This is a genomic window from Paenibacillus sp. ACRRY (assembly GCF_022346995.1).
In the GTDB taxonomy this organism is placed as follows: domain Bacteria; phylum Bacillota; class Bacilli; order Paenibacillales; family Paenibacillaceae; genus Paenibacillus.
In genome coordinates this window covers 447659-472947 of sequence record NZ_JAKRNM010000003.1, presented here as the reverse complement: position 1 = coordinate 472947, position 25289 = coordinate 447659, and the positions used below count along the sequence as shown (strand labels likewise).

At 46.7% G+C, this 25289-nt stretch carries 19 protein-coding genes; all 19 read right to left on the bottom strand.

The features are described from left to right. Window positions 1-171: 171 nt before the first annotated feature. The 19 genes from MH144_RS15630 to atpG all read right to left on the bottom strand — a co-directional run bounded on the left by MH144_RS15630 (window position 172) and on the right by atpG (window position 25269). Window positions 172-4056, bottom strand: a complete 3885-nt coding sequence (locus MH144_RS15630) for an S-layer homology domain-containing protein (protein WP_239302042.1) — start codon at window positions 4054-4056, stop codon at window positions 172-174. 162 nt (window positions 4057-4218) lie between these two features. Beyond that, the gene (locus MH144_RS15625; protein WP_239302031.1) at window positions 4219-5346 is read right to left on the bottom strand and encodes a glycosyltransferase family 4 protein; all 1128 of its coding nucleotides are present in this window, start codon (window positions 5344-5346) and stop codon (window positions 4219-4221) included. Window positions 5347-5721: 375 nt separating this feature from the next. Then, complete coding sequence (locus MH144_RS15620) at window positions 5722-6480, bottom strand: WecB/TagA/CpsF family glycosyltransferase (protein WP_095359951.1); 759 nt, start codon at window positions 6478-6480, stop codon at window positions 5722-5724. A gap of 7 nt (window positions 6481-6487) precedes the next feature. Next, complete coding sequence (csaB, locus tag MH144_RS15615; RefSeq protein WP_239302029.1) at window positions 6488-7657, bottom strand: polysaccharide pyruvyl transferase CsaB; 1170 nt, start codon at window positions 7655-7657, stop codon at window positions 6488-6490. Continuing rightward, the gene (locus tag MH144_RS15610; protein WP_239302252.1) at window positions 7633-9654 is read right to left on the bottom strand and encodes a DUF5693 family protein; all 2022 of its coding nucleotides are present in this window, start codon (window positions 9652-9654) and stop codon (window positions 7633-7635) included. The genes csaB and MH144_RS15610 overlap by 25 nt, the downstream gene beginning before the upstream one ends. Window positions 9655-9879: 225 nt before the next feature. Next, window positions 9880-11601, bottom strand: a complete 1722-nt coding sequence (locus tag MH144_RS15605; protein ID WP_239302017.1) for a phospho-sugar mutase — start codon at window positions 11599-11601, stop codon at window positions 9880-9882. A 111-nt stretch (window positions 11602-11712) separates the two neighbouring features. Then, a complete protein-coding gene (gene fabZ / locus MH144_RS15600; RefSeq protein ID WP_239302251.1) occupies window positions 11713-12144 on the bottom strand; it encodes a 3-hydroxyacyl-ACP dehydratase FabZ in 432 nt (143 codons plus the stop codon). Between the two features lie 465 nt (window positions 12145-12609). Continuing rightward, on the bottom strand, window positions 12610-12837 hold the full coding sequence (locus MH144_RS15595; protein ID WP_239302007.1) for a DNA-directed RNA polymerase subunit beta: 228 nt from the start codon (window positions 12835-12837) through the stop codon (window positions 12610-12612). Window positions 12838-12848: 11 nt separating this feature from the next. After that, window positions 12849-13688 (bottom strand): flagellar hook-basal body protein, encoded by an 840-nt coding sequence (locus tag MH144_RS15590; protein WP_239302005.1) that lies wholly within the window; start codon window positions 13686-13688, stop codon window positions 12849-12851. 30 nt (window positions 13689-13718) lie between these two features. Continuing rightward, a complete protein-coding gene (locus MH144_RS15585) occupies window positions 13719-14603 on the bottom strand; it encodes a flagellar hook-basal body protein (protein ID WP_239302003.1) in 885 nt (294 codons plus the stop codon). A gap of 102 nt (window positions 14604-14705) precedes the next feature. Then, window positions 14706-15704: a rod shape-determining protein gene (mreB, locus tag MH144_RS15580; protein WP_095291319.1), complete on the bottom strand. Its 999-nt coding sequence runs from the start codon at window positions 15702-15704 to the stop codon at window positions 14706-14708. A 218-nt stretch (window positions 15705-15922) separates the two neighbouring features. Next, window positions 15923-16210, bottom strand: coding sequence for a sporulation transcriptional regulator SpoIIID (gene spoIIID / locus MH144_RS15575; protein WP_024632710.1), 288 nt, complete (start codon window positions 16208-16210; stop codon window positions 15923-15925). Between the two features lie 171 nt (window positions 16211-16381). Then, the gene (locus MH144_RS15570) at window positions 16382-17116 is read right to left on the bottom strand and encodes a M23 family metallopeptidase (protein WP_239302001.1); all 735 of its coding nucleotides are present in this window, start codon (window positions 17114-17116) and stop codon (window positions 16382-16384) included. Between the two features lie 846 nt (window positions 17117-17962). Beyond that, the gene (spoIID, locus tag MH144_RS15565; RefSeq protein WP_239301999.1) at window positions 17963-19306 is read right to left on the bottom strand and encodes a stage II sporulation protein D; all 1344 of its coding nucleotides are present in this window, start codon (window positions 19304-19306) and stop codon (window positions 17963-17965) included. A 401-nt stretch (window positions 19307-19707) separates the two neighbouring features. Further along, the gene (gene murA, locus MH144_RS15560) at window positions 19708-21054 is read right to left on the bottom strand and encodes a UDP-N-acetylglucosamine 1-carboxyvinyltransferase (RefSeq protein WP_239301988.1); all 1347 of its coding nucleotides are present in this window, start codon (window positions 21052-21054) and stop codon (window positions 19708-19710) included. Window positions 21055-21571: 517 nt separating this feature from the next. After that, window positions 21572-21829: a DUF1146 family protein gene (locus tag MH144_RS15555; RefSeq protein WP_095291312.1), complete on the bottom strand. Its 258-nt coding sequence runs from the start codon at window positions 21827-21829 to the stop codon at window positions 21572-21574. A 600-nt stretch (window positions 21830-22429) separates the two neighbouring features. After that, window positions 22430-22834, bottom strand: coding sequence for a F0F1 ATP synthase subunit epsilon (locus MH144_RS15550; RefSeq protein WP_239301977.1), 405 nt, complete (start codon window positions 22832-22834; stop codon window positions 22430-22432). Window positions 22835-22897: 63 nt separating this feature from the next. After that, window positions 22898-24301 carry a F0F1 ATP synthase subunit beta gene (gene atpD / locus MH144_RS15545; protein ID WP_095291232.1) on the bottom strand — a complete coding sequence of 468 codons (1404 nt, stop codon included), beginning with the start codon at window positions 24299-24301 and terminating at the stop codon, window positions 22898-22900. A 95-nt stretch (window positions 24302-24396) separates the two neighbouring features. Further along, complete coding sequence (gene atpG / locus MH144_RS15540) at window positions 24397-25269, bottom strand: ATP synthase F1 subunit gamma (protein ID WP_095359963.1); 873 nt, start codon at window positions 25267-25269, stop codon at window positions 24397-24399. Window positions 25270-25289 lie beyond the last annotated feature (20 nt).

The window sequence follows — 25289 nt, the reverse complement described above, 5'->3', positions numbered from 1 at the left end:
TACCGTTATTGTATCTTAAACTCTAGCAAATTACAAAAATAGTTATTGGTAAAAAACAGTTTTCTACTATTATAAAAGTGTTCTTTTCCAATTCCTTAACAGTCAAAAGGACCCGCCCCTTTAGCACAAGGGACAGGTCCTTCCAATAATGCATAAATGAACTTGGATGAATTAACTCAAGTTTTTAGGGAATACTTTGGTGCTTTTCTTGAGAAGTTCAACAGCAATTTTACCCGCTTCTGCACGAGTCAAATTACCTTTTGGATTAAAATTGTACTGTGGCTTCTTCTGGCCCGGAACCGTTACAGCGGCTCCTTCCATGATTTTAGCTTTCGAAACTGCCATGATGGATGGACCTGCATATTTCTCAATGCTGCCTGAATCCAAAAATGCCTTAGCAAGTGAAGCATCCAGTTTACTATCATTCGTTGCCAATTTCAGCTTCAGAGCACGAGCAATCATGACTGCTGCTTGTTCACGTGTCAACGGTTGATCCGGTCCAAACACACCGTCCGTCAGACCCGTTACAATCCCTGCTCTTGCCGCTGTCTCAATACGGTCATAATCCCATGTTGCAGATCTTGCACCTGGTACGAGATCCACGAACGTACGATTATTGTCCGAGTTAATTGGCAAGTTAAGACCTTTAACCAGCAATGTCGCGAACTCGCCACGTGTTGTCTGATCATCTGTACCGAATTGCTCAAAACGCAAGTTGTTCATAAATCCTTTGGAATAGAGACCATTCAAAATATTACGAGCCCAGTTATGATTCGTTATGTCATTATAGCTGCGACTCAACTTCATTACTTTATAGTAGCCGAATTCATCAAATGGCACAGTGACCGTATGTGCTTTGGTATCAACTTCACCACCAATATTTTCCCACTGACGAGTTGCTGTATACCGATATACAGTAATTGTAGAACCAGCTTCGTCTACCACGTTAGGATTAAAGGCCAACGTAAGAGTTCCCCGCTGTGATGGTGTTATTTTGCGCTCTGTAGGTGTCTGAGGATTTCCAAACAACCCTTCTACGGAGTAAGGCGTCAATCCATTCGTTGGAGCTGCATACGTAGCTGAGCCCAGATCTCCTGACTCACCCAAGCCACCATTAATCCAGTAGATTTCAGAGATTGCCCCAAAGTTACTTGATGCACTTGTTGATCCAAAGTTAAGCAAGTACTCATCCGGAATACTCCAAGCCGGAGCACCACTATTTTCACCCGTTCCAGGGAAGCCAATAATGTTACCATAGTCATTGCGACGTTCTACAATCCCCGTAGTAGGGTCTGCAATACCGAATAGAAGCTTCGTATCCGGATAGTACTTCGTAATACCTCTTGTGCTTGTGCTTTGCATTACAGTACCTTTTGGGAAACTGAGTTGAAGTCCCTTGTTGAATACGGTATATTTTGTTGCCACTTTCGGTGCCATGTACTGAGCATCTACACCCACAGTACCTGTGTAGAACACTTCAATGGTATCCGTGTTACTTGTACCAGCGCGTGTGATTGTGATTTTGATTTTATTTTCTTTATCTTGTTTCAATCCTACATAGTCATATACAAAACGGTTTTCTCCCAAATCTGTACGTTTCACAGCAGGATCTTTACCGATAAGAACTTCGGTTGCACCCTCCGCTTCAATGTCAAAGTGAACAAAGTTTTTGTTTACCACAATTTGATTACCAACGGTCGGTTGTGGAGACAGAATGCGATAGGCACTCACTTCTCTGACAATCTCCAGTCTTTGCGAAGTTTTAGCCCCGGTCTCATTGATTAGTTCCAAGGTGTACACATACGTTCCCGGTGCATCTGCAACCAAATCCTGAACGCGCATAATAAAGTCTTTTTGATTACCTGCGAAATCATAAGTATAGCGTTCACCGGCAAAAGTGACCACGGCATTATCTACTGAGTTAACCGGCAAGTCCACTGACAGAATATTTTTGGTTCCCATATTTAAATTCATTTTGACTGCACCGCTACCACGCAGAACCAAATCGTAGTTCTTTAAACTAGTCGTGTACTTACTATCATTGTAAATAAACTCAGGCGTCAGATTGAAAATCTGTGCAAGCTGCGGGTTGTCCGCGCTGAATTCTTTCGGTGGAAAACTAGGACGATCTTTTCCCACAGCAGGCTGGAAGTTAGTAATCGTAGATACATTATTATCTACAACATATATCCGTAGCTCTTTGCGGATCTCACGAGCTTGGCCTTTATCATCCTTACCTGTACCTGTCAAAATAATTCTGTTTTCCCCAAAGACCAAAGGTCCATTCTCTAAAGAAATATTTAGTGTGAAATTGAAGGCGCCAGTAGTTTTATTTAACCAGGTAGGGTCAAGAGTCTCTGAAGTATTGGTTGATTTAACTTTCTCACCGTTAGCAAACACTTCTGCAACGAAATAATTACTATTGATCGTGTCTTCAAAGTCAATGTATTGTCCTTTGACAGCAAGTGTTTTTCCGGCTCCAGAATCCACATTATACGTTTGACCATCGGTCAGATTTTCAACGTAAATATAATTTTTGGATGCATAAGAAATTGTAACGTCTTTATAGGCTGTAGAACTATCGTAGTTAAAACGAACGGTTTGGTTACCGTTCTTTAATCCAACCACTTTGAAGATATAACTGGTATCTGACACTGTAGCCACATGGTTCACCGTGATTCCGCTTGTCCCGAGTGGAAGGTAATTGGCTTTCAATCCTGTCAACGGATCAGCTGGTTTGCCGTTCGTGTTGACCATAATGTAGAAGTCACCTGAGTCCACTTTAGCACCGTTCAAGGGCTCACCAGTCGGAAGATTAGTGGTCCCACTTCCGCTATATCCCTTGAGATACTTCAGATCAGTAATGACGGTCTGACCTTTCATGTACTGAAAATCCATATTTTTGCTTATAGTCTTTGTTCCGTAAGTTACGGACAATGTATGATTTTGGTCTTGCAAAACCACGCCAGCTGTATCCTTGTTAAAGTTCACAGCATTGATATCAAAAGCAACTAACCAATACGAAGGTGTGTTATCTTTCAGACTTGGAATGAAAACTTCCTCGGTAAAAGTAGGTGTCTCTTTTGTCGTATTGTTGTCAACATAAATTTCAGCGCCTTCACTGAACTTGTTTTTATTTACTTCATCATAAGGTATTAACATTTGCACATGAACTTTAGCCTGGTCCGTATCTTCAGTAAATACGGGTTCAACACCAAGCAAACTTTGTGCATTTCTACTGGAATCCAACAGATCCAACTTCACGATTGGATTCTTCTCATCATAATATAATAGTGAATAGTTGAACGTTAGTGTGTCAGAACCATTTTGTACTACCAGCTTCAGATCATTCACGCCGGGATTCAGCTTAAGCTGCGGAGAGAAGAATGAATAATTTTGTAAAAGCTGTGTAGCCAAAGCTTGGCCATTGTTTACAGACACCGTCACTTTCGTAGCGTTCACAGCTGTACCTTGAAGTGTAATCTCGTCCTTGTTTACTACAATTTGAGTCCCTTCATTAAGGTCCAAGTTATCGGACCCACCGAGTACTTGCAGCTTTTCTACGTATGGTACTTGGTCAAATAAGATGTAAAACGTTTCGGAACGTTCATTCTGTCCTTGTGCACCCGTAAATGTGATGCGGTTCATCCCCGGATAAAGAGTGAGATTTGCCTTGAAACGATTATCAGGTCTATCTGTATCTAACGTGACTACTGCTGGAGCAACACGTGCAGGATCTTCTACCCAGCGATTTGTGCTTTGGTCCCAGTTCAACAATTGAATGTTTGCACCCAGTGTTGAACCCGTTACTTTGGTATACGTACCCGTAATCGCTTGTTGAGCATCTGTTACTTTATATACTTTATCTCGTGTTATCTGATTTGCCCCTGCTGTCAATGTCAGATCAACCGTATTTCTGAATTCAGAAATATCGGGAGTAAAATAACTCGTCTGTTTGTCTGCCGCCGATGCGACTGGTGCAAATCCTGCCGGTATCAACGATACAACCAGTGCCACCATCATAAGCCAAATCATCGGCTTCTTCGTACGCTGCATGCAATCATCTCTCCTCTTTTTAAGTCAGTTACCTCTTATATCGGCGATCAGGTTCCAATTATTTAGTAAAAACAGCAAATTAAACAAAAAAACCTTATCCATAACGGATAAGGTTTGGGGCTTGGATAATATTCAAGAATTGCAGTAAACAACCATTTATATCTAGGATTTCGAGCGAGTTTCCGGATTCATCTTGACGCGCATGCGCATCAGGAAATTAATAACTGGCCTTCTGGTTTTGCTTACAAGTCCAATCACTTCTGCACCAACCTGGAGGAAGAACATCATGATACAGATCACGACAAACGTTACCCAGTTGGCTTCGAACATGGCTGCCGACGATTGAATGATCGCCAGTACACCGAAGAATGCGGCAATACCGTAGATGATCAGCACCGTCTGACGGTGGCTGAATCCAAGTTCACGCAAGCAGTGATGCAAGTGACCTTTGTCCGGTGAGAAAATCGGTTTCCGTTGTACCGCACGACGGATGATCGCGAAGAAGGTATCCGAGAGTGGTACACCGATAATGATCAGCGGCGTGATGAAGGACACGACTGCAATTTGTTTAAACCCAAGCATGGATAGCATCGCCAGAGAGAAACCAAGGAATAGTGATCCCGTATCTCCCATGAAGATCTTGGCTGGGTGGAAGTTGAAGAACAGGAACCCGATAATGCTGCCCAGCAGCACAAGGCACATCAAGGCAATCATCATATTGCCCATCAGGAAGGACATCACGGCAATGGTACCAATCGCAATACCGGATACACCGGCTGCAAGACCATCGAGACCGTCAATCAAGTTAATCGCATTCGTTACACCAACAATCCACAGAATCGTCAGCGGAATGGATACCCATGCTTCAAGTGAAGAGTACGCATCCTGAAAAGGAATGTTCACAAAATCCACTCGGATGTTAAATCCGAATACTACGACTGCTGCAGCAATGAGCTGCCCGAGCAGTTTTACTTTGGCTGACAGTTCGAAACGGTCATCCAGCGCTCCGATCAGAACGATAATGGATCCACCGATCAGAAAGGCACTGACAAAACTCATATCTCTCGTCGTAAACCATGCAGATACAAATGGAAGAAGTGCAGCTACTGTAATTATAAAAGCAAGAAAGATTCCCAATCCACCGAGACGTGGCATGATCCGAGTGTGCACTTTACGCGCATTCGGTGTGTCCATTGCACCTATTCTAACCGCAAACTTTTTGACAAGCGGTGTCAGGGCAAGAGCCAGTCCCATCGACACGATAAATCCAATGATAAAGATCGCTACCATTTGAACATTCGACCCCCAATTATAATACCCATACGAAATTATAAATCCCCTGATCTCTTTTTTATATATAAAGAAATATTGTTAGCCATATTTAATGAATACACTTGCACTACAACGGAGAAGTCAGAAATAACCTGTAGAAGCGCAGCGTTCGCCTTTATTACCGGATTTTATCCATTAAAATGGATATCAGAAAAATCTGGGGATAAGAGCGATCGAAAGGTTGTTCTGACGTCGGAGTGACACGGTGCAAATAAAAGTTTGATTCATTCTTTGGTACACATGTAATCCGGAATGAATTATACGCTGATCACACGCGAAACGCCAACCTCAATTTTTAGCAAAAACGTGCATTTTTCTCGTAATAGCCTGTATTTAACGGGCTTTAGTCACGTTTTCTTTGTCCTGGATTACTTTAATCGCGAATTTTGGAAGCGCAAGCATGCGGCCTGCACGACTCGGTTCGCGAAGCAGTCGGTAGAACCACTCCAGTCTTAGCTTCTGGAACAGTTTTGGGGCACGTTTACTTTTGCCGGAAATGACATCAAAACTGCCGCCAACGCCCATGGTTACAGGAACCTGAAGCGCCTCCTTATACTTGTGAATCCAGGGCTCCTGCGTATCTGCGCCGCGTGCCACAAACAGCAGATCAGGAGCAGCTTCCCGAATGGAAGCAACCACTTCTTCGTCCTCAGCCGGACCAAAATAACCGTCGCGATAACCCACAATACGGATCGCCGGATATTGCTGTTGTAACCGAACTGCCGTTTCTTGAATCACCTCAGGGGTGGAACCGAGCAAATACACACCCCAGCGATAGTTTTCTCCAACCCGCAGCAATTCATGTAAAAGCTCAAATCCGGGTACTCGCTCAGCTACAGGATCCCCACAATAATTGGCAGCCCACACGACACCTGTACCATCCGGTACAATCAATTCGGCAGACTGCATCACTTGCATCATGGACGGATTCTCCAGTGCTGCCATCACCATGATCGGGTTCGCTGTAATGACCTGATGAGGCTTCTTCGACAACACGGCTTCCCTGAGAGTCTCCACCGTTTCTTTCATCGTCAGTTTTGAAAAAGGAATGCCATAGATCGAAACGGTAGGTATTGGTCCGGTCTGATTCATCTTTATCTCACCCTTTGCGGCCTAAATAGTTAATAATTTGCTGTGCAGGGACTCTGGCCTCCTGCTTCAGTTCGGTAATGCGATCTTCGTTTTCCTTCAACCACTGTGAACGTTGATCGAGAAGAGAGGCTACGCTCTTCGCGAGTTTGTCCCCATCGAGTGCAGTCGTGTTCCCTACAGGCTTACTATCCAGACGGAGCATGAACTGATCGATTTTGGGATCGTATGAGATGGCCACAGGTGGCACATACTGCGATGCGGCGTAGATCAAACTGTGCAGACGCATGCCAATGACAATATCACACTTGCTGACTTCCTCCAGCATAAGCTGCGGATCGGTCAGATTCGGAGTGATACTGACCTCGCTGCCTTTACTAGTAACGTCTCCGAGCATCTCCATAAGAAAACGGGAGGCCTGTTCGTCTTTTGGCAAATGAAATGGCATAAAACGCAGATGCACTGCTTTTTTGGCACATAGCTTCTTCAGTCCTGAGGCAATCGCCGTCAGTTCCTTCCGATCGGACTCCCAGAAACGCACGGATATACCGATGACCGGAAGTTTAGTTTGTCCCACAGACGAACCATCGCTCGCTTGATCCGGCACAGTTCCCGTCGTAACATCATTTTTTCTGCTAGCCTCAGGCAAAGGCAGTCCCATAACCGGGTCTGGCACCACATGAATCTGATTCCACTGCAGTCCAAGTCCGCGCAGGTAATCTGCGGATTGTTCATCCCTCACCGATATATACTTACAACCCTTGAATACAGATCGGATCATCGGATTAAAGAATTTACGGTTAACGGGCCCGATTCCCTGAGCATAAATAAACGTAGGTTTTTTCAGCCACTGGGCCAGCTTGATTACACCCAAATAGTAGGGAATGGATTTCAGTCCGGTTGCATCCTGCAGCAAACTTCCGCCGCCGCTGATCAATCCGTCACTTTCCTTGATTGCTTCGCGAACTTCCTTCAATTTCATACGGTGAACGGAACGTACCCCATACATGGAGGTCGTTGACTCCGGATCGATGGAGAGCACGATCGGCTCAATGTTGACGCCGGATCTGTGACTCTCCTCTTCCAGTGCAGTCAGAATCGACTTAAGTACCGCTTCGTCTCCGCTATTGCGGAATCCGTAATATCCTGAGATGACTAACTTTTGAGAAGTGGTGACCATTTTTTCCAACATCCTTCCGCTACTTGCCACACACCCACAGCAATGATACCGAAGATTAAGCCGATTCCCAGTCCCATCACTCCGCGAATGAGAGATAATACAGCCGGTGTATGGATATGCGCGAACGTATCCACCATGGACAACTGTCCAATCGCTGCAATAATGAGTACAAAGATGACTTGACGATATTTTAAAGCGGCGAACACGCCAACGATAAACAGCGGGTGTCCCAGCACAAATTCTTTGAACCTTGGTCGTACGCCAAATGTATCCTCCAGCGTTGTACGCAGGAACATCTCAAATGGGGTTACTGAACCCGAGTTCCCTGTACGTGTCAAATAATAATATCCAGCTGCGGCTGCAACAACCGCCAGAACAACCATCAGTACATTAACCGGTGTACGCAGAATTCCTTTGAGCTGCTTAATGGAAATCGTACCCGATCCACGGTAAAACAAGATATAAATAGCTACCAGTCCCATCGGAGCAAAGTGCAGCAGGCTCACGCCCCTGAACTGGTTAATGACAAGACTGTACGTAATGCTGTTGAGCAATGCGATCATAAACGGCACAGCAAGGAACGACAGAATGGACGTTCTTACATATAAGATCAACGTTTGTGCCAATCGACGACCTGCAGATGCATTGGGTTGACGCTGCTGCTGATAATTCACGGTTCTCACCGCAAGCACCATGGCAATGGTTGGTGCAGAGATCGCAACAAGCAAGGCAATCCCCTGCTCAAGCAAGGTCGGTTTCAGAAGGAACAAGCCCGCACTTCCAACCAAACCTAACACAAACACAAGCAAGGTCAACAGTGGTACGAAGTATGACACCATCAAGGTAATCATGGCAATTGCACCAACTAGTGCAACCAGCTTGGCATAACGCTGAATCGAAGATTCTTTTACTGTAAAAGCCTCAGCCTGTCCAAGCTCGAATCCGCGCTTCTCCATGCGTTCAATAGCATGCCCTGGCTCACCCAGACTGTTAATCAGGTTCTCAATCGGATCCGTAATCATGGCTTTGGCCGTGTTCCGGCTAGGCCCTGCATTCAAATAGAGCATGCGGATGTTACGGTCTTTGGTAGCGAGCACAAAACGGTCCGCAATCACGTCTACATCCAGGTTGGCATCTCCCTCACTTAACGAATACAAACGAGCAACGTTGTAGTCCGTTTTGTAGGCAAGAGTTTCAAATCCGGATTGAGGTTTCTTCAAGTTTTCAATGGCTGCAAGTCCAATGTCATGTTTGTTCAACAATTGTGCAAACTGATCGAGACTCTTCATCTCCGCATTATCATTGTACCCTTTCACTGCATCGCCATCAAACAGGATGCGTTTCACGCCATTCTCTTCGAAGAAGGTCAGCAGGCGCTCCATGGATTCTTGGCTGTATGGCACGCTATCCGCGATCCTTGGCAAAATGTAAAACCCTTTATCACGCAGCATTTGGATGGCAACCGGATCCGGCTGCATCGGCTGCATGTTGGCATTCTCCGGAGGAGTCTGCAAAATCAAGCCGCTACGACCTTCAAATTCCCATGGTACCACCGGAATCTGACGATCCGCGAACGTTTGTTCAATAATGGGTGTATACGTTTGAGCATTTTCTTCGGATGTGAACAATACATACGTGAAGTTCTCGTTAGGAGAAACCACGTTCTGAGTCAGGTTAGCAACATCCTGCCCGTTATATACGGTCAGTTTCCGTGACTTTCTAAGCTCATCCAGCGTACTTTCGAATACGGCCATCGTTGTGACTCCGGCATCTTTCAGACGAGTCAATTGCTCATTCATAAAATCCTGGGGATGGGCTTGATAAGCCGATATATCCAACAGACCTCTGTAATTGAATACAAGCTCCACCTTTTTGGCGGACGACTCCGTCTGTACCCGATCACTAATAACAGGGATGGAAGCGATCATTCCTATAATGACAACAAGCCACAGCCACTTCCGGGAAGCGGTATTCCAATAAAGCCATTTTTGACGCACAACATGTACCTCCTCAAGTGTTGGAACCAAATCCACGTTCAGCTCAAGTAATTCATTCAAATAATTAACGGGTATATACACAGCTTGTGTCAACAAGCCTCCGAATATCCGATCAATCTGTTTCAACTTCTGCAAAAATCACACCTAAAAGAAAAGCCCCTCCGCCAACCAACCTTACGGTGCGGAGAGGCTTTTAACCATTCGTGCTTTGTACAACAATCGTACTTATTGTGCGTCTACTCGCGACATTACCGTGGAAGCCAAACGTTCAATGCGGCCTTCCGCATCTTCCAAGCTCTCACCACGTACTGCGAAGTACACTTTGATCTTCGGCTCTGTACCGGAAGGACGCAGGCAGAACCATGATCCATCTGCCAAAATGAACTTCAGGACGTTTTCTTTTGGCAAGCCATCCAGACCAAGAGAGTAATCGAGCACATCTTGTACCGCGATACCCGCTACTTCTTGTGGCGGATTGGAACGCCAATCCGTCATTTTCGCCTGGATTTGCGCTACGCCGTCCTTGCCTTTCAGCGTACGGGACTCCAGCTTCTCCAGGAAATACCCGAACTGGCTATAGAGCTCCTGCAGGACATCGTACAGTGTTTTACCTTGGTTTTTGTAATATGCAGCAGCTTCTGCAATGAGCATCGAAGCCAGGATGGCATCTTTGTCACGAGCATAGCTACCTGCCAGGTAGCCATAACTCTCTTCATATCCGAACAAGAAGGTATGGCTGCCAGTTGCTTCGAACTGGTTCATTTTTTCACCGATATATTTGAAGCCTGTCAGGGTGTTCATCACTTCTGCACCGTAGTGCTCTGCAATGACCGCGCCCATCTCGCTCGTTACAATCGTTTTGACTACTGCGCTGTTGCTTGGCAGCTTGCCTGTCTCTTGCAGACGGCTCAGCACGTAGTGCACCATGATCGCACCGGATTGGTTACCAGACAGAACAAAGTACTTGCCATCATTGTCTTTCACAACTGCACCCATGCGGTCTGCGTCCGGATCCGTACCAATCAGAATGTCAGCACCTACGGATTCACCCAGTTTCATGGCAAGCGTGAATGCTTCGCGTTCTTCCGGGTTAGGGGACTTCACTGTGGAGAATTCAGCATCCGGCTGTTCCTGTTCTGCCACAATATGTACCTGCTCAAAACCGATCTGCTCCAATACACGACGTACTGGAATGTTTCCTGTGCCGTGCAGTGGCGTGAAGACGATTTTGAAGTCACGGCCTATGCCTGATTGAATCAGGTCACGACTCAGACTCACGCTGGCAACTGTATCGACAAATGCCTGATCTTCCTCTTCACCCAGCCATACCAGCAAGCCTTGTGCTTCGGCTTCTTCTTGGGTCAGCTTTTTCACATCGGCAAGGGAAGGAACTTCCTGAATGTATTGGATAACTTTCTCAGCTTCATGCGGTACCAGTTGGCCACCTTCGTGGTTGTACACTTTGTATCCGTTATATTCCGGTGGGTTATGACTTGCCGTTACCACAATGCCGCCGGTCGCTTGCAAGTGACGCACACTGAAGGACAGCTGCGGTGTAGGGCGCAAGGATTTGAACAGCTTGGCAACAATGCCGTTTCCGGCAAGAACCAAGGCAGCATCCAGCGTGAATTCAGGCGAGTAGTGACGGGAGTCATGGGCGATGACCACAGAAGGTCTCCCTTCTTTGTCCCCATGCTGTTCGAGCAGATAACGTGCAAAACCTTGAGTCGCCCGGCCAACGGTGTACTTGTTCATCCGGTTGCTTCCGGCGCCAATGACCCCGCGCAATCCACCTGTACCAAACTCCAGATTTCGATAGAAACGATCTTCCAGCTCTTTCGGCTGATCCTGCAAATCACGAAGCTCCTGTTTCGTCGCTTCATCAATCGAAGCATCCTCCAACCACTGTTGTAACGTCCGTGCTGCTGTTCCGCTTAACTGTTCCATTCCTATAAACCCCTTCCGTCTATATAAATTCAATGGTTTGCTGAGCTACTTCAGCATCCTGCATCAATCCGTTATGTACACCCAGACTGATGCAAATGCTCATGGTTGTAATCAGCTTGGGTCAGACAGTGCAAACATGATTTCGCCTTCAGCAACGACTTTATCTTCCACGCGGGCTGTCGCTTTGCCTTTACCGATCGAACCCTTCAGACGTGTAATTTCCACTTCCAGCATCAACGTATCTCCGGGCACAACTTGTCCACGGAATCGGAAATTATCCAGTCCCGCCAAAAAGCCAATTTTGCCTTTATTGCTCTCCACGTTAAGAATAGCTGCTGCTCCTACTTGAGCCAGCGCTTCGGTGATCAACACACCTGGCATTACCGGGTATGCCGGGAAATGACCGAGGAAGAACGGTTCGTTGATTGTTACATTTTTCAGACCAACGGCGCGTTTGCCATCCTCCATTTCTACAATCTTGTCCACCAGCAGAAACGGGGGACGGTGCGGGATAATGGCTTGAATCTGTTTGCTATCGAGCACAGTGTAATCTCCTTTCAGTGTCATTTACATGTGAATCATACCAACATAATTGCTTGTGTGCGCGGTGGCCGTTACGGTTACGGATCGTTCTTCCGATCGCTGTTGTCTCCAAATTTTCTCGATTCATTTTTTGAAGGTAAAAATTTGGAGACAAAGGCGAACGCTTTGCTTCTTCAGAATCGATTCCGTCCCCTCCACTACGTCGCTAAAACAAAACCATTATGCTAATGAATTACATATAAATGTGGTTATTTTATTTGGTATGAAAAACGCATTTTCAGTTAACACTACTAATATCCTTCATGACTGCAGTAGTGAAGGTTGAGATAAGGGGTCTCTCTTCGCGATGACAATCGTCTTTCGCAGGGGAGGCCTCTTTTGACGTCAAACGTCATCCATCATTATACTGTTTTCAACGCGAAAAAGAAAACTCCTGCCTGCGCAGGAGTTTTCGCTATTTCACGATCATGAAGCGAACACCAGATCATATACATGTTTCCAGGTACTCCACTCGAATACGGAGCCAATATCCTGTTTGCCCAGTACCACATAACCAGCGACCATGCCGCCAGCGAGGGCAAGAACAAGCAAGACTGGGATCAGGAACCATCTGGCGACGCGCCACCCACTCTTTTTCTTCTTCTTGACTTCCTTCTTCTCCGGCTTGCTGTTCTGCTTCTGTGTATCTGTCATCGCATTCACCTTTATGCTCTTATAGTGTTGGCAAGACCTGCCATCGAATCACTTGATGTCAGTGCACGTGCTGCCAGCTGATAGGTCCGCTGTCCTTGCATCAATAGTGCCATCTCCTGTGTCAGATCCACATTGGATTGCTCCAGATAGCCTGCACGAATCGTAGCTACTGCATCACGTGTAGCCGCATTAGCGCCAAACACATCATCCTCAGTCAAGCCGGCATCCAGACCAAACAGATTATCTGCGTATTGCACAAGTCCTTCCGGACGTTCGATGTCTACAAGCTGCAGCTGGGCTCCAATCGTTGCATTGGCTTCATTGCCGCGACGGATCAATAGATTGCCCTTCTCATCGAAGGCTACTTTACTATTGTTCGGAGCAGTGATCCGGTTACCTTGACGATCCAGCGCGAAGTAGCCTTCTCCATTAACCAGTACCATCATCTGAGGTGCATTGGGATCCGGGTTAGGTGTTGGATCAGGGACAAAATGGAATGCTCCCTGACGTGTCCACATTTTTTGGCCATTCGCTTCAACGGCAAACATAGCGTTGCCTTCGATCGCCAAATCCGTTGGACTGCCTGTCTCATTCAGTGTCCCCTGAGACATATCCTTCGTCACACTCGTCAAACGGGCACCAAATCCCAGATTATATCCCATTGGGGTGGAGCGTCCATCGAGCTTATACTTGTCCGGCTGCTGCTGCACCCGGGTCAGTACATCTTCGAACGCTGCCTGCTTGCTTTTATAGCCTGCCGTATTCACGTTGGCAATATTATCGGAAATGACATCCAGACGTTGCTGTATCGCGGTCATGGAGACCTTCGCACTAATCATGGAATTATTCATTTAGTAATTCATCCTCTCTATTGCCGCGCGTTATACACGACCTACATCATTGACAGCTTTGTCCAAACTTCGATCATAGAACTGCACGACCTTCTGATTCGCTTCGTACGCACGATAAGCGGCATTCATATCCACGGTAGCTTGAGAAGCATCCACATTCGATCCTTCCAGGTAGCCCTGACGGATCTGCACATTATCTCCCACAGCCATCATTCGTGCTGTAGCACCTTCCTGGTCATACAGACTAAAATTACCGTCACCCTCACGAACCAGTTGGTTAGGCTGATCAATGACACTGATTCCAAGCGTAACCCCCATCGGTGCACCCGTGACTGCATCCACAAGACGGCCTTGCTCATCCACTTTAAATTGGTCCACTGAGCCTGTCAACACAACGGGCTGTCCATTATTATCCAGAACCTGCGCTCCCGTTGAGCTTAATAGTTCTCCCGTTCCGGTAACCTGGAAGTGACCATCACGTGTATATCTTGTATTACCTTCCGCATCCCGCACCGTAAAATACGCTTGAGGCTGGTAGATCACTGTGCCATCAGCTCGTACAAATTTGCCTGAACCGTCAAAAGCGACAGGTTGTCCCGTCTGCGGATCATTAACGGACAGATTGGACGAGATGGCAAAGTCACTCTTTTGACCACTCTCCATAATTGCCCCCTGCAAATTCATGGACAAACTCTCTTCTGCGAACACCCCTGTGTTCAGCCTGCCCAGCCGCTTCGTCGGAACATTGGCATCTCCACCGACCAACGTAATGAGCATTTCCGGGAATGAGCGGCTTACGCTGTTCACCTGTTTATATCCCGTCGTGTTCGCATTAACAATATTTTGAGTCGCTGTGTCATGGCGGCGTTGCTGCGTAATCATTCCCGCGGTAGCGGTGTACAAACCTCTTAGCATGAATAAACCCCTCTCCTCAAGCGCTTGTCCTGCACTGCAGGATCAATGCTTGTCCGTTCTAATGCCGAGCATAGGCGAACCTTTGATACTTATATCGGCAGATCAGAACTTTTTCTTAACCACTTGATCCAAATTATTGAGCATAATGCCTGTCCCTTTTACGACACAGTGCATCGGATCCTCTGCAACCCATACCGGTACATGCAGTTCATTGGACAAAAGCTCGTCCAGACCATTAAGCAAAGCGCCTCCGCCTGTCAGCACGACACCCCGGTCAATAATATCCGCCGACAGCTCTGGTGGCGTCCGCTCCAATACCGATTTTGCTGCAACGATAATGGATTGCACGGAATCCCATAGCGCTTCCTGTACTTCACTTCCCGACACGGTTACCGTAACAGGCAATCCGGATACCATATCCCGTCCGCGAATGTCCATCTCGGTTTGACGTCCAGCCGGGTTTACGGAACCAATCGCAATCTTCAGATCCTCGGCAGTCCGTTCACCGATCATGAGTTTGTACTTGGCTTTGATAAACTTGATAATTGCTTCGTCGAACTTGTCCCCTGCGACTTTAATAGAAGAGGCGGTGACTACGTCGCCCATAGACAGGACTGCAACGTCAGTCGTTCCGCCGCCGATATCCACGACCATATTGCCGCTCGGCTGAAAAATATCCATTCCTGCACCAATGGCTGCCGCTTTTGGCTCTTCTTCTAGAAATACTTCTTTGGCACCGCTGCGCTCCGCAGCCTCACGGATCGCCTTCTGCTCCACGGAAGTAATGTTTGTCGGTGCACAGATCAGAATACGCGGGTGGCTGTACCAGCTTCTCGCCCCCACACGATTAATGAAATGTCTGAGCATCGCTTCCGTAATTTCGAAGTCCGCAATAACGCCGTCACGCAGCGGTCTGATGGCAACAATGTTACCCGGAGTACGCCCCACCATACGACGCGCTTCTTCCCCAACAGCAAGGACCCGCTTCGTATCGCTTTCAATGGTCACGACGGAAGGTTCATCGAGGACAACCCCACTTCCTTTCACGTGAATAAGCACGTTCGCCGTGCCAAGATCAATACCGATATCCTTGCTTAACATAAAAGAGCCCCCAAAGTGATATTATTTGGTCAGCGTATCCTGTGAAAAAGAGTCCCTTATCACGTCACCGCTCGTTCGACAAAGTGCAACATATATATGTAAAAATCGGGCTGATAAGATGTCATAATTCGATCCTGTACCAGCTTTTAACATATCATACTTCAGGGGAGGGATTCAATCCATGTGTGAGCTTTTTGGCCTACGTCTTTTCGCGATGGTTACGATTTAGCGGAAGCCAGTACTTCACGCTTTTTGCCGCTTGTTTTTTTGTATTTGATTTTGGTCGCTTCGCCGCCCCGCAAGTGGCGGATGGACTTGTGGTACTCCAGGATATGTTTCACCTGGTCAGCAAGATCAGGGTTGATTTCCGGCAGACGCTCCGTCAGGTCCTTATGCACCGTACTCTTTGACACGCCGAACTCTTTGGCAATGGTACGGACCGTATTCCTCGTCTCGACAATGCAGCGACCTATTTTTATGGTCCGTTCCTTGATGTAATCGTGCACGCTCCCGCCTCCCTACTGTGTGGATAGTTTGGTACATTATATGAGGAGCATGCCTATATATTCGCGGTTTAGAGGTGTGACAAGCTTCGAAGGTCCCAATAATTTCAGAAAAGCACAAAAAAGAGCAGAGGGGATTTCCCTCTGCCCTTTTCATTCTGCGTTAAAAATCATTTATTTTTCCGGAAGATATCCTTGTGGGTTAACCGGTTGACCGTCTTCGTATACTTCGAAGTGCAGGTGGTTGCCGAGCGTTTTTTCCAGTTCATTTACGCCAGCGGATGCAATTGCATCTCCCTGTTTCACTTCATCGTCCTGTTTCACTTTGACGTCAGACAGGCTTTGGTATACGGTTTTGAGGTTATCACTGTGTGTGATTTCCACAACTTGACCCGTCAGCGGATTTTGCTCCACCCGTGTCACTTTACCTCCGAGTGCTGCTTTTACTTCAAATGATTTGTTATCCCCACGCGCCAGGTCTACGCCTGTGTTCGGAATAAACGTATCGTTGTACTGCACCATTGCGGCTTCATGTTCTTCGGTAGTGCCTTCGTTCTCATAGAACGGTTTAACCACAGAAATTTCCGACGGACTTGCTACTGGCCATGCAAAACTTTCCGACTGGGCGACAACTTCCACACTTTCTTCTCCACCAACTGCTGTTTCTTCTGTACCCGATGCTCCTGTTTCTACTACTCCACTAGCAGGATCGGAGTTCAGCGTTTTCTCGCCTGTACCCTGATAGACCCACACTAATGTTAGTATAATGCCTGCTGCTGCGATGTAGGCTGCCGGGAAGACCCAACGTTTGGACATTGCTCTTTTCCATGAAGAGGGCTGGCTGGCCGGTACTCCTTGAGTTGTTTTAGGAGTTTCTTCTTGGACTGTTTTTTTGTTTTGTTCATTCATCTTGATCACCTCAGTAACAAGTGTTACCGGGTGCAACTCTTTTATACACGTGCGACTCTAATTTTTTTCACGGAGGTTTCAGAGACTGCTATATAAGGCCGATTGGAGTTGCACTGAGCCACTCCGCGCGCAGAACAACCTTTCGACCACTGTTACTCCCAGATTTCTTCTATCACCTTTTTAAAAGGTGAAATCCGGGAGTAAAGGCGGACGCTTCGCTTCTAAAGGTTTTTTCTGCGCTCTCCGTTCCGGTGTAACTATGGTTCAGACTGATATAGCCAAATCTCAAAAGCTCCGGAATGGGTGTTTGGTTGGTAGAGAAGCAGGATTGACTGTAATGTCAACCAATCCTTCTATGTGAATTGTGCTTATCGGCTGAAAGCGACACGACATGATATATGATGTGATTGGATTTATTGCGCCTTAGGCTCGCTAAAGTGAGATGAGAGAACGGTGAGGTCCCGGCACTAATGACTGTTCCATCTAACCTCGAGATTAGATTAATGGAATACTTCTAACGAACCTGAGTGGCCTGATTAGAGAGAAATTCACAGTTTGGGGATTCTAACGAATCTTTGACACTCTAATTTATCCTTTTGGGCGAAGTATCGGTGTAATTGCATATATATATTGATATAACGTGCCTGGGATTCGTCAAAATTTCCAATCGAGTGATATGGCTCAATCAAGTTATCTCAGATTCGTTAAAGTCAATGGTGTACAAAAGGTACAACCTAACCTGTTCATCTGCGTACATTCGTATTCATACGAATAAACTCGCATTTATTCGGATATATCCGGATTAATTCAGATTAATCCGCATTAATCCTTACGTCTTGATGTCTCTTATTTCGAGGCCAGCATCTTCGATGCCTGTCCAAAGGATATACCTGTATAGTAGTGTTTCAGGATCTGTGTCGCGGTGTGTCCCTCCTGCGCCATACCATTCGCTCCCCACTGGCTCATTCCCACGCCATGTCCGTATCCGTAGGTCGTAATCTGCACCTCATCGCCCTCAGCCTTCCAGCTGAATTGACTGGATCTTAATCCAAGCAGTTTGCGCACCTCTGGTCCACTGAACGTTGAACCTGCGATCTGCATCTCTTTAATCCGGTGACCTTCTGTTGTAGACAGCACTTCCATCCATGAGCCGTTCTCCTGGGCAGTAACCGGGATGGCGCTGCCGCTCAGATTCAGCTTCTGTAAAATTTCGCTGCGCTTCATTGTGACGGTCTCCTTGAATCCCGGGGCTAACTTCTGATCCCATGGACTTGATACACTTTTCAAATAGGGTACGACATTTCCCCATACATCCTCAGCATTCTCCGTATAACCGTTACTTGTTGAAAAAAAGGATGCGGTAATGGCCTTACCCTGATATGTCATCACGGCGTCCCGGCTTTCGCGGATGGCCTGCTGTAACTTTTCCCATTCCTCCGCTTTCCCCAACCGTGTCCATTCCTTCTCCACCTGATCCGGCGGAAGAAACACCTGGTGACTGACCGTATCCGTTACATCTGCATCACCTGAAGGTACACCGCTGGTATCATGTGCTGCCAGCCTTCTGACGATAAAGGTACGTGCGGCAATGGCCTGTGCCTTCAGTGCCTCAAGCCTGAACTCTGCAGGCATCTCTGCTGCAACGACACCCGTCACATACTCCTCAAGCGGAAGATTCATTGTTGTTCCCGTTGCAGATAGATACACTCTTACATTCGGTTCTGGGTATGTCACTGGCACAGCTGGGACAGGGAGGGTGTTCGTTACGCTGCCTGTTGATGGTGCAACAGGGACCGGCTTCACCGGATCACTTGTCCGAGGCCACACTAATATAGCAGGGATCAGGAGTGCCAGCGCCAAGAGTCCTGATACAGCAGCAGCCGGTTGCCAGCGCCTGGATCCGCTTGACCACCTGCGTCCTCTTCCGAATGTCCTCATCCTGCGTCTCTTTACTCGGCGGAACTGATCGAGTTCGATGACCGGTACGCGGATTCCTCTTGGCTCACGCTCAGACTGGTCTGATGCTCCTGGGTTTGAATTGATTGTTCTTTTGGCCTCTGCAGCTGAATTTTGGGTATTCATCGCTGCGAGCTTGTCTTTCTCCATTCCGGCATCCGAAGTCTGCTTGGACTCCTCCATCATTGGACGGGGGACAAGGGGCACCTTAACCTGTATACGAGCTTCTTTCATTTCGACATACCCTCCGTTGTACATAGGCCGTCATAGACCGGTCCTTTTGTTCAAATCCATAGTTTAGGGTATGAGCTGTTTCGATTTGATAGAACTTGATTTGAGAGAAAGAAAGAGCATCCGGTTCTTTTTAATGTTAGATTAACATTGCTCTGCTATAGTGGATAAACCGCCGCTATACAGCCATTTTTGATATGCTTAACCATGCACCGTAATTCTCTATTGATGTCCTTTTATTCGGTTGTGTATATTCAAAAATTGAACCCACAGTTCTTCCATTAAGACCAGCTATTAATAGAATCAGGTACTGAATTGTAGGCCATACTTTAACAGTGTGTTGTCTAAAAAAGGCATAAAAAAAAGCCAAGCCAGATGGCTTAGCTTTTTACTAATCACATGATTTAAGCCCAAGTCGGTTGTACCTTGAACATCGGCACTTCTTCCTCAGCTTTTTCGATTGCAGGCTTAGCTGCGTCCAGTTTCGGTTCTTCAACCGATATACGGTAAATGTCGGCTCCCAGTCCATTCAGCTTTTCAGCCAGGTGAACGTAGCCACGGTCGATGTGATGAACACCGCCGACTTCAGTTGTACCTTCAGCAACCAGACCCGCAATAATGAGTGCAGCACCCGCACGCAAATCGGTAGCTGTAACTTTGGCACCCTTCAGTTTGGCATTACCTGTAATGATGGACGAACGGCCTTCCACTTTGATCTCCGCATTCATCAACTGGAATTCATCCACATGCATGAAGCGATTCTCAAACACCGTCTCCGTTACGACACTTGTTCCTTCAGATGCCAGCAAGAGCGCCATCATCTGGGACTGCATGTCAGTAGGGAATCCAGGGTATGGTAATGTTTTCACATCTACTGCCTTGAGCGGACGGTCAGCAATAACACGTACCCCATTCTCATCTGGCAGGATGGTCACTCCCATCTCTTCCATCTTCGCAATAACCGAACCCAAATGATCGGAGATTGCACCTTCGATGTACACATCGCCACCAGAAATTGCAGCAGCAGCCATGTAAGTACCCGCTTCTACCCGGTCAGGAATAACCGTGTGCTTCACTCCAGTGAGTTTCTCCACACCTTCGATGCGAATAACTCCTGTACCCGCTCCACGTACTTTGGCACCCATTCCGTTAAGGAAGTTGGCCAGATCCACAATCTCAGGTTCTTTAGCTGCATTTTCCAGCACGGTTACACCGTCAGCCAGCGTTGCAGCCATCATAATATTTTGAGTAGCTCCTACGGAGGCTACATCCAGATAAATTTTTGCACCGCGCAACCGTCCTTGGCTGCGAGCTTCGATATAGCCCTGGCCCAAGCTGATCTCGGCACCCATGGCTTCAAAACCTTTCAAATGCTGATCAATCGGCCGTGTTCCGATGGCACATCCACCAGGAAGCGAAATTCTTGTATGACCCATACGCGTCAATAAAGGCCCCATGACCAGAAAAGACGCCCGCATTTTACTTACCCATTCATACGGGGCTTCGCAGGAAGTAAGTTTTTCCGCATTCACGGTAATCACTTCGTCCCGGTATGTAACACCCGCTCCCAGCGATTCCAACACTTTGTTAATCGTCATCACATCGTCTAGAGGAGGCGCGTCAATAATAACGCTTTGTCCTTCTTCCCCTAGTAGAGAGGCAGCGATGATCGGAAGAACAGAATTTTTAGCGCCGCTAACTTTGACACTTCCGGTCAACCTTTTGCCACCGCGGACGATAAATTTGCTCATCATGGTTCCCTCCGCGCTTTTATTCCCTTTTCTTCATTCCGGAATACGTAAGCCCTCTGTGTTAGAAAGGACTGTTGCTGTGTGTGGAATTTCGACATTGCCCGGCAAAAAACGCCTGATGTCTGTTCAGAAAAGAATTGGTTTATAATCCAAAATTGATGATAACACTTGCCGTGCTGATTGCCTGCAAACTTGTAATTAAGGCTTACAGGTCAGCAAAACATCAGGACAGACGGATTGGGATAATTATTAGCCGGTAAACTACCGGGGATCCCGTTTATAACCTCAGGTTAAAGTGAACAATTGTTAATTCCCTAACTTCCATCATAACATTTTTGAATTGTACGATACAAGCATTTTTACATAAAACATCTCAATTCAACCAATTACACGTCACACATTTTTCTTAATTGTTAACAGGTTGATCATACTCTAATTGTTGACACAATCAATCGATGTTATTCGACAATCAGCCTGCATGAAGAACCTAACAGATGATTAACCAACCATCTCAACATTAAAACAAATGACGCAACATTTGGGTCCATGATAAATAATCAATAACGAACCCGGATACAGCATGACCCAGAATAATGGCAAGCAGCAAATGCAGCAATCTTCCTTGAGCACCCTTCGGCTGTCTGATAATCAGATCAAGCTTCAGGTTCTGCAGCGCCCACCAAGCGAGTGCTATGCACAATAGCGAGACGACAATCGAAACTAACCCATTTGTGCTTAATGACTGGTTCAACTGATTCGTCAGATCAATATCCATATATTCATTACCTCCACATTTGTTGCAGCAACCAGCGTAATTTTGCTTGTCATCCTAATTAAAAGTCATAAGAATGGTTTGTTCCAGCACAACACAACTGATTCACCGCTGAAGTACCCCATATGGAGATCCTTCGTGTTGCCCTTTCATCGAGCAGCACAATCTGGCTGTGAATGATCATGGAATTCATCTTCGCAGCTACAATCTCTGCTGACTCTATGGAATATAGGCTCTTTCATCATACATTGTCAATTACATTGATTTCCACTTTGAAAATATTTTAATTTTAAATCATCGGGATTTTGTGACTAAAACGACATAAAAGAGCGCTATTTCGATATCGATCTTGTCATTTCCTCGGAAATAATTTGGATTGAACTGGCCAAAAATGGGTCTATTAGTGGTAACTATCACCACTACTATAGTCCTATACTATATTCAATATCACACGAACGGTGATCATTGTTTACAAAAATTAACGGAGAATCTACATAAAATCATCCAGAAAAATAAGATTACTTCATAAGAATATGGAAGTCATTTCATCGAAACAAAGCAAAAAAGCCCGGCAGACCAAGCCGCCGGGCTTCCTTTAATCGTTTATTTGCCGTATACGTTGATCCGGTTAACCGCTTTTTGCAGAGCAATCTCTGCACGGCGGTGATCAAAGTGGTCCTGGTTGCTTTGGCTGCTGAGACGGCGTTCTGCCCGCTCCTTCGCTGCACGTGCACGATCCACATCAATATTTTCCGGGAATTCGGCACTTTCTGCGAGAACAACAACCTTATCTTTGCGGATTTCGATAAAGCCGCCGCCAATAGCGACCTGCTTGTTCTCTTTTCCGTTTTTGATAATGATCGGTGCAATCTGCAATGGAGTAACCATAGGGATATGGCCTGGCAAGATCCCTAGTTCCCCTTCAATACCACGAGCGATGATGCTATCTGCTTGCTCTGAATAGACCAAACGCTCAGGCGTTACGATTTCCAACAAAAAGGTGCTCAATTCCATCCCTCCTGAAACTATCCGAAGGATAGCTCGCTTCATAAGGACAATCCTGGATTCAGATTATACCAGTGTTTTAGCTTTCTCCACTGCCTCTTCAATTGTACCCACGAAGAGGAATGCTGCTTCCGGCAGATCGTCATGCTTGCCTTCGAGAATTTCTTTAAAGCTGCGCACTGTTTCTTTAACCGGAACGTATTTACCCGGAATACCGTTAAATGCTTCAGCAACGTGGAAAGGCTGGGACAAGAAACGTTGAATTTTACGAGCACGGTAAACGAGCGCTCTGTCTTCTTCACTCAGCTCGTCCATACCCAGGATCGCGATGATATCCTGCAGCTCATTATAACGTGCCAAGATACGTTTAACGCCTTGTGCTACGCTATAGTGTTCTTCACCTACAACTTCTGGTGCCAAGATCCGGGAGCTGGATGCGAGTGGATCTACCGCAGGGTAGATACCCATCTCGGAAATTTTACGCTCCAGGTTCGTTGTTGCATCCAAGTGAGCAAACGTTGTTGCAGGAGCTGGATCCGTATAGTCATCCGCAGGTACGTAGATCGCCTGAATGGATGTAACCGATCCTTTTTTCGTGGAAGTGATACGCTCTTGCAATTGACCCATTTCTGTTGCCAGCGTAGGCTGGTAACCTACCGCGGATGGCATACGACCGAGCAAGGCAGATACTTCTGAACCCGCTTGGGTGAAACGGAAGATGTTATCGATAAAGAGCAACACGTCACGGCCTTCTTCATCACGGAAATATTCCGCCATCGTCAGACCTGTGAGGGCTACACGAAGACGTGCGCCTGGAGGCTCGTTCATTTGTCCGAAGACCATTGCTGTTTTGTTGATAACGCCGGAATCACTCATCTCGTGATACAAGTCGTTACCTTCACGTGTACGCTCACCAACACCCGCGAATACGGAGATACCACCGTGCTCTTGCGCAATGTTGTTGATCAATTCTTGGATTGTAACGGTTTTACCTACACCGGCACCACCGAACAAACCGATTTTACCACCTTTGGCGTAAGGAGCCAGCAAGTCGATAACTTTGATACCTGTCTCCAGCATTTCAGCTTGAGTCGTCAGTTCATCGAATGCAGGAGCAGAGCGGTGAATCGGGTTTTTATGTTCAGCAGCTACAGTACCGCCAGTATCAATTGCTTCGCCGAGTACGTTAAATACACGACCCAGTGTCGCTTCCCCAACAGGTACAGAGATTGGAGCTCCTGTATCTACTGCTTCCATACCACGTACGAGACCGTCCGTGGAGGACATCGCGATACAACGTACCCGGTTGTCACCCAGATGTTTCGAAGCTTCGAGTGTAAGACTTACACTTACGCCGCTCTCGGTTACTGTAGTGATCGTAATGGCATTGAGGATTTCCGGCAGACCGCCGCGATCAAACTCGACGTCAACAACCGGACCCATGATGCTCACAACGCGTCCTTTGTTCATCTTAACGTTCCCCTCCTACAAGCCTGCTACTTTGACAAAAATAAAGTTCCGTTCGTTTATCTTTGCAGTGCAAGCCTTCATTAAATAAAAAACGGTTAGCCTTGTGCTGCGTTGGCACCTGCCACAATTTCCGTAATCTCCTGCGTGATCGCCGCTTGACGGGCACGGTTGTATGTCAATGACAAATCGTTAATGAGTTTGGATGCATTTTTCGTTGCATTACCCATTGCCGTCATTTTCGCACCCAGCTCACTCGCCTTACCGTTCAAAAGCGCACCGTAGATTAGCGTTTCCGCATAACGCGGTAGCAAAACTTCCAGTACAGCTTCAGCTGAAGGCTCGTATTCGTAGCTCGCCGTCGGTCCTTCTGCAGCAGTTACCTCAGGTGTTTCCATTGGAAGAAGTTTTTCTACCGTAGGAATCTGGGTCAACGCATTCACAAAGCGGTTATAACAAATGTACAATTCATCAAATTTAGCCAACTCAAATCCTTGAACAGCCTCGTGTGCAATAGATTTGATGTCTGCAAATGCTGGTGAATCGGATAGATCCGTTGTAACGGATGCCATCGCAATTTCGCGCCGTCTGAAGTAATCGCGTCCTTTACGCCCAATAACGAACAACTCGTAGTCATCTTGGGAGTTATGGCGCTCTTTCAGCGTCAGATTGACCTGACGCAAAACGTTCGCATTGTATCCACCCGCAAGACCGCGGTCCGATGTAATGATCAGGTAAGCTGTCTTTTTGACTGGACGGCTCTCGAGCATCGGATGCTGGATCCCTTGCGTGCTTGACGCAATACTAGCCACAACCTCTTTCAGTTTCTCCGAATACGGACGGGCTGCCTCAGCTTTTTCCTGCGCTTTACGCAGTTTTGCAGCTGCAACCATCTCCATTGCTTTGGTGATTTGCTTGGTGCTTTGTACGCTTTTAATTTGCCGCTTAATTTCGCGCATGCCTTTTGCCATGATTTCACCACCTCAAAACT